We start from the raw sequence: 6114 nt of genomic DNA, 5'->3' as shown, positions 1-6114 counted from the left end.
GGGTGCGGCGTCCTCATTTTTGGCTCGTAGCTCGTGGCTCGTGGCTCGTGGCTCGTGGCTCGTGGCTCGTGGCTCGTGGCTCAGGAATCGTTACGCCAGAAATCGCGAATCGACGCGATACCCTGGGCCCCGACGGCCCGTGCCTGGTTCGCATGGTGACGCGTCATCCCGCCCAGTGCGAAGACCGGCATCGCCGCCATCTCCACCATCTGCTGGAAATCGTGCCATCCGATCGTCACCGCCTCCGGGTGCGACGGGGTCGGTGCCAGCGGCGAGAGGGTGACGAAGTCGCAGTCGATCTGCCCGGCCTGGGTCAGTTGTTCCTCACCATGCGTCGACGCGCCCAGCCACTTATCGCTGGGAACCGGGCGCCGCTTGAGCTCCATCAGCCTGGCACTGGTCAGATGGATACCGTCGGCATCGACCCGCTGCAGCCACTCGGGATCGGCGTTGAGCAGCAACTTGGCGCCATGGCGATGGCAGAGCGCCAGTGTCTTCTCGGCGCGGGCCTGGTAGGCAGCGTCATCCAGACCCTTGGCGCGCAACTGCACCAGCCGGATGTTGTCCTCCTTCAAAGCACGCTCGAGCCGGTCGAGAAAGACAGCGTCGTCCGCCTCCTCGGCGGTGATGAGATACTCCTGGGGCAGCGCCACCGCGCGCAGAATCGGCAAATTGGCCGCCGGAAAGGCGTAGCTGGTCAGATCGTCGACCTCGACCCAGCGCACCGGTTGCCCTTCTCTGCCGTACGGGTCGCCTTCGTACTCGCGCACCTGCCAGACATCCAGCAGGATATGCTTGTCGGCGTATTCGTGATGCACGCGAATCAGCGGCTGGGCGCGCAGGATCTGGATACCGAGCTCTTCACTCAGCTCTCGCTTGAGCGCTTCGAAGCCGGTTTCGTAGGGAGCCAGCTTGCCCCCCGGGAATTCCCACAGACCGCCCTGGTCGACCGTCGCCGGACGCCTGGCAATCAGCACTCGTCCGTCACCTCGGATGACGGCGGCAGCCGCTACATGGACCCGTCTCTTGATCATCTTGCTAAGTCTCTCGCACCACTTCAGTGTTTGACGGCGATATCCGGCTTCGGGATAGCGCTCTCCGTCAGAAAGCGTTCAACTGCGGTAATCCGCGTTGATCGATACGTAATCGTGGGACAGGTCCGATGTCCAGATCGTGGCGCTGGCGTCGCCGCGACCGAGGCGAATGCGGATAACGATCTCTTCCTGCGCCATCACCCGACTCCCTGCCTCTTCCGTGTAGCTGTCGGCGCGACCACCATGCTCAACCAGGCGTTCGCCACCGAGATCGATGACAACGCGCTCGACGTCCAGATCCTTCACCGGCGCACGCCCGACGGCAGCCAGGATTCGGCCCCAGTTGGCATCGCTCGCGTAGAGCGCGGTCTTGACCAGCGGCGAATGGGCGACCGTAAACGCCACCGCCCGCGCCTCGTCGACGCTCTCCGCCTGCTCGACCTGCAGCGTGACGAACTTGGTCGCCCCCTCTCCATCGCGGATGATCGCCTGCGCCAGCTCGACGAGCACCGATGTCAGCGTGTCGCGGAACCGGCGCTCATCGTCGGCCGACTCGACGCGCGGACCGCGACCGGTGGCGATCAGGGTGCAAGCGTCGTTGGTGGAGGTGTCCGAATCGACGGTGATCGAGTTGAAGGAGACCTGCACCGCTTCGCGCAGCCACTGCTGGAGCCGCTCCTGATCGATCGCCGCATCGCAGGCGACGAACCCGAGCATGGTCGCCATGTTGGGCTGGATCATGCCGGAGCCCTTGCTGATGCCGTTGATGGTGACCGTGCCACCGCCGAGCTCGACCTGGGCCGACGCACCCTTGATGCGGGTGTCGGTGGTCATGATGCCCTCGGCGGCGAGCGCCCAGCCCTCGGCATCCCGCGCGGCCAAGGCGGTGGACAGCGCGTCCGTGATCCGACTCACTGGCAGCGGCTCTCCGATCACCCCGGTCGAGAACGGCAGCACGTGCTGGCTCTCGACGCCGGTCAGCGCCGCCAGGGCGCGGCAGCAAGCCTCGGCATCGTCAAGCCCCTTCGCGCCGGTGCCCGCATTGGCATTGCCGGTATTGATCAGCAGGAAACGTGGCGTCGCCTGCTGCAGGTGATCCCGAGCGACGTGCACGGGTGCGGCGCAGAATGCGTTGCGGGTGAACGTGGCAGCGACGGAGGCGCCCTCGGGCACCTCGATCACGACCAGATCGCGCCGGTTCGGCTTCTTGATACCCGCCATCGCGGTTCCCAGGCGCACACCCTCGAGCGCCGGCATCCAGGGAAACTGTGATTTACCTACGGCCATTCCATTCTCCTCGGCGAGCACGGACCCTGCCCGTGCCCTTGGCCATTCTCAGCTCAGCGCACCATGGCACTGCTTGTACTTCTTGCCGGAACCGCACGGGCAAGGATCGTTGCGTCCGACTTTCGGGCCTTCGCGGCGAACCGGCTGGGCACCATCCTCGGCCGGCGCGGCTTCGGTTTCCGCTTCCGCCCCTTCGGCCGTCTGCTGGGCAGCGGCGACCGCGTCCTCGTGGACGGACTGACTGGCCGCTTTCTCCCGCTCGAGCGCTTCGCGACGCTGACGCTCCAGGTCCTCGACCTCTTCCTGGCGACGCACCTGCACGTGGCTCAGGATGCGGGTGACGTCATGCTTGATGTTGTAGAGCAGGGACTGAAACAGCTCGAAGGCTTCGCGCTTGTACTCCTGCTTCGGGTTCTTCTGGGCGTAGCCGCGCAGGTGGATACCCCGACGCAGGTGATCCATCGACTGCAGATGCTCCTTCCAGCGCGTATCCAGCACCTGCAGCATGACCTGCTTCTCGAAGCGCTGCATCATGTCGACACCGATCGCGTCGACCTTGGCGCGATACTGCCCCCGATGCTGGTCCAGCAGGCGCTGGCGCAGCACCTCCTCGTTGAAGTTGTCGTCCTCTTCCGCCCACTGCACCAGCGGCAGGTCGATATTGAACTCCTGCTTGAGCTGATCCTGCAGCCCCGCCAGTTCCCACTGCTCAGGCAGGCTCTGCGGCGGCACGTAGTCGGAGATCGTCTGCTCGAGCACTTCGTCGCGGATGCTGGCGACATTGTCGGAGATCTCGTCGGCGGCGAGGATGTCGTCCCGCTGCTCGTAGATGACCCGGCGCTGGTCGTTGGAGACGTCGTCGTACTCCAGCAGCTGCTTGCGGATGTCGAAGTTGCGACCTTCGACCTTCTTCTGCGCCCGCTCGACCGCGTTGGAGACCATCTTGTGCTCGATGGCTTCGCCCTCCTCGAGCCCGAGCGCGCCCATCAGGCGTTGCACCCGGTCGGAACCGAACAGCCGCATGAGACTGTCTTCCAGCGACAGGAAGAACCGCGTCGAGCCCGGATCTCCCTGACGCCCGGCGCGGCCACGCAGCTGGTTGTCGATCCGCCGAGATTCGTGCCGCTCGGAGCCGATCACGTGGAGGCCACCGGCCTCGAGCACGGCATCATGACGTTGCTGCCACTCAGCCTTGATCGATTCGATCTGCGCCTCGCTGGGGTCCTCGAGCCTGGCGACTTCCGCTTCCCAGTTGCCGCCGAGCACGATATCGGTGCCACGGCCCGCCATGTTAGTGGCCAGCGTGACGGCACCGGGGCGACCCGCCTGAGCGATGATCTCGGCCTCGCTGTCGTGCTGCTTGGCGTTGAGAACATTGTGAGGAATCTGCTTCGCCTGCATCAGCTTGGAGAGATACTCCGAGGTCTCGATGGACGCGGTACCCACCAGCACCGGCCGCTTGGCCTCGCGCTGGGTGTTGACGTCCTCGATGATCGCGGCGTACTTCTCCTCGGCGCTCAGATAGACCAGATCGTTCAGATCCTGGCGCGCCAACGGACGGTTGGTGGGGATCACCAGCACGTCGAGCCCGTAGATATGGTTGAACTCGAAGGCCTCGGTATCGGCAGTACCGGTCATCCCGGCCAGTTTCTCGTAGAGGCGGAAATAGTTCTGGAAGGTGGTGGATGCCAGCGTCTGACTCTCGCGCTGGATCGTCACCCCCTCCTTGGCCTCCACCGCCTGATGCAGACCTTCCGACCAGCGGCGCCCGGGCATGGTACGACCGGTGTGCTCGTCGACGATCACCACGTTGCCGTCCGAGACGATGTAGTCGACATCGCGATGGTAGAGGCAACGAGCCCGCAGCGCCGAATGGATATGCTGCAGCAGCCCGAGATTCTGGACGGCGTAAAGCGAGTCTTCCGACTTGAGCAGGCCCGCCTCCCGCATCAGCTGCTCGACCTGCTGGTGACCCTCTTCGGTCAACTCCACCTGCTTCTGCTTCTCGTCGATCAGGAAATCGCCGGTGGTCGGGTCCTCTTCGTCGGTACACTGATTGAGCTGCTTGGAGAGCGCGTGAATCGTGCGGTAGAGCTCGACGTTCTCCTCCACCGGGCCGGAGATGATCAGCGGCGTGCGCGCTTCATCGATCAGGATCGAGTCGACCTCGTCGATGATCGCGTAGTGGAGCGGTCGCTGGACCTTGTCCTGCAGCGAGAAGGCCATGTTGTCGCGCAGATAGTCGAAGCCGTACTCGTTGTTGGTCCCGTAGGTGATATCGCAGGCATAAGCCTGCTTCTTTTCCTCGTTCGGCTGGCCGGAGGCGATGACCCCGACACTCAGGCCGAGGAATTCGTAGAGCGGGCGCATCCAGTTGGCGTCGCGGCTGGCCAGATAGTCGTTGACCGTGACCACATGCACGCCTTTCTCCAGCAGCGCGTTGAAGTAGACCGACAATGTCCCGACCAGTGTCTTGCCCTCACCGGTCTTCATCTCGGCAATCCGGCCCTCGTGCAGCGCCATGCCGCCAACCATCTGGACATCGAAATGACGCATGCCGAGGACGCGCTTGCTCGCCTCGCGGACGGTAGCAAACGCTTCCGGCAGCAGGGATTCGTGTTTCTCGCCATCGGCCAGGCGTCGGCGAAACTCGGCGGTCTTGGCCTTGAGTGCCGTGTCATCGAGCGCTTCGAACTGGGCTTCCAGCTCGTTGATCGCCGCCACCTGCTTGCGCATGCGCTTGACGTCGCGGTCGTTCTTGGACCCGACCAGCTTGTGTAGTATTGCATTCAACATGATCTATTCCTGCGTGCCCCTGAGGCAGCCATGCGACGACGAAGTCGGCACCGGCTGCCGGTGATGATGAGATAGCGATAGCGGTCATCAGGCAGGCACGGGCGGGCCTCGGCGGGACAGGACGTCCAGGGCGGCGCTGGGGACAACCAGGGGTTCGAGGTGGGCTCGCTTCGGCTGCGGCAAGGGGGCCACGGTGCGCGGATGCAGGGGCCGCTTGGCGGCGATGCGCGCGACCCGCCGGGACTCGGCCCGAATGGCCTCCGGGGCCATCAGGTAGACTTGCGTCAGACGCTCGGCCAGCCGCATCGCCTCGGCATGCATCAAGCCCGCAGGCAGCAGGCAGCCGACCAGCACACTGGCCAGCCACCAATGGGCTCGCTGCCGGGGGCGCCAGATGGCGCCACGCTGACCGGACTGCGCTTTGACCGAAGTCATGCTGTCGACGAACTCCGCGCCGTGATAGGTTTAGCGGGTCTTTCCCCACCGCGTGCAAGCCGATGAGTATAAAGGCTAAGCGTTTACGAGCCCAGCCCGTTTCCCGACTCCTTGAGCAACCGGGGGGATTGGGCGACGTGATGCGCATGGCGACGTTGATCGAACGCGCCCAGAACCACCTGAGACGGCAACTCCCACCGGACGTGGCCGAGCATCTCTATGTCGGCGGCTACCGCAACGGCGTGCTGACGCTGATCACCGACCGCGCCGCCTGGTTGACGTGGCTGCGTTACGAACAGCCTCGCCTGCTGGCGTTGCTGCATCAACTGCCCGGCTTCGAGGCCGTCATGAAATTCTCGCTGAAGGTGCGCCCGATCCGGCCGGTCAAGGCGCTACCACGGCAGACGCGTCGACTGTCTCCGGCCGGCGCCGACGCCCTGTCCCACTGCGCGGAGGGCCTGGAAGACTCTCCGCTAAAGCGCTCGCTGAATCGCCTGGCCTCACACGCCCAGATCGCACCGGAATCGAACGACGACTCCGCGACCTGAACCGGAGCGCACGC

Annotated in this window: 5 protein-coding genes; 1 reads left to right on the top strand and 4 read right to left on the bottom strand. The window is 64.7% G+C overall.

Annotated features, from left to right (window positions below; genetic code table 11):
- Positions 1-80: 80 nt before the first annotated feature.
- The 4 genes from DOM56_RS14760 to DOM56_RS14745 form a co-directional block, all read right to left on the bottom strand.
- Complete coding sequence (locus DOM56_RS14760) at positions 81-1034, bottom strand: Nudix family hydrolase (protein WP_110709849.1); 954 nt, start codon at positions 1032-1034, stop codon at positions 81-83.
- A gap of 78 nt (positions 1035-1112) precedes the next feature.
- The gene (argJ, locus tag DOM56_RS14755) at positions 1113-2321 is read right to left on the bottom strand and encodes a bifunctional glutamate N-acetyltransferase/amino-acid acetyltransferase ArgJ (RefSeq protein ID WP_110709848.1); all 1209 of its coding nucleotides are present in this window, start codon (positions 2319-2321) and stop codon (positions 1113-1115) included.
- A 48-nt stretch (positions 2322-2369) separates the two neighbouring features.
- Complete coding sequence (secA, locus tag DOM56_RS14750) at positions 2370-5117, bottom strand: preprotein translocase subunit SecA (protein ID WP_110602381.1); 2748 nt, start codon at positions 5115-5117, stop codon at positions 2370-2372.
- 87 nt (positions 5118-5204) lie between these two features.
- Positions 5205-5552, bottom strand: a complete 348-nt coding sequence (locus DOM56_RS14745; protein ID WP_110709847.1) for a hypothetical protein — start codon at positions 5550-5552, stop codon at positions 5205-5207.
- Between the two features lie 146 nt (positions 5553-5698).
- Between DOM56_RS14745 and DOM56_RS14740 the strand changes: the two genes are divergently transcribed.
- Positions 5699-6100: a DciA family protein gene (locus DOM56_RS14740; RefSeq protein WP_348627119.1), complete on the top strand. Its 402-nt coding sequence runs from the start codon at positions 5699-5701 to the stop codon at positions 6098-6100.
- Positions 6101-6114 lie beyond the last annotated feature (14 nt).

This window comes from Salinicola sp. CR57, from assembly GCF_003206585.1.
Lineage (GTDB): Bacteria > Pseudomonadota > Gammaproteobacteria > Pseudomonadales > Halomonadaceae > Salinicola > Salinicola lusitanus.
This window is presented reverse-complemented; position numbering and strand designations above follow the sequence as displayed.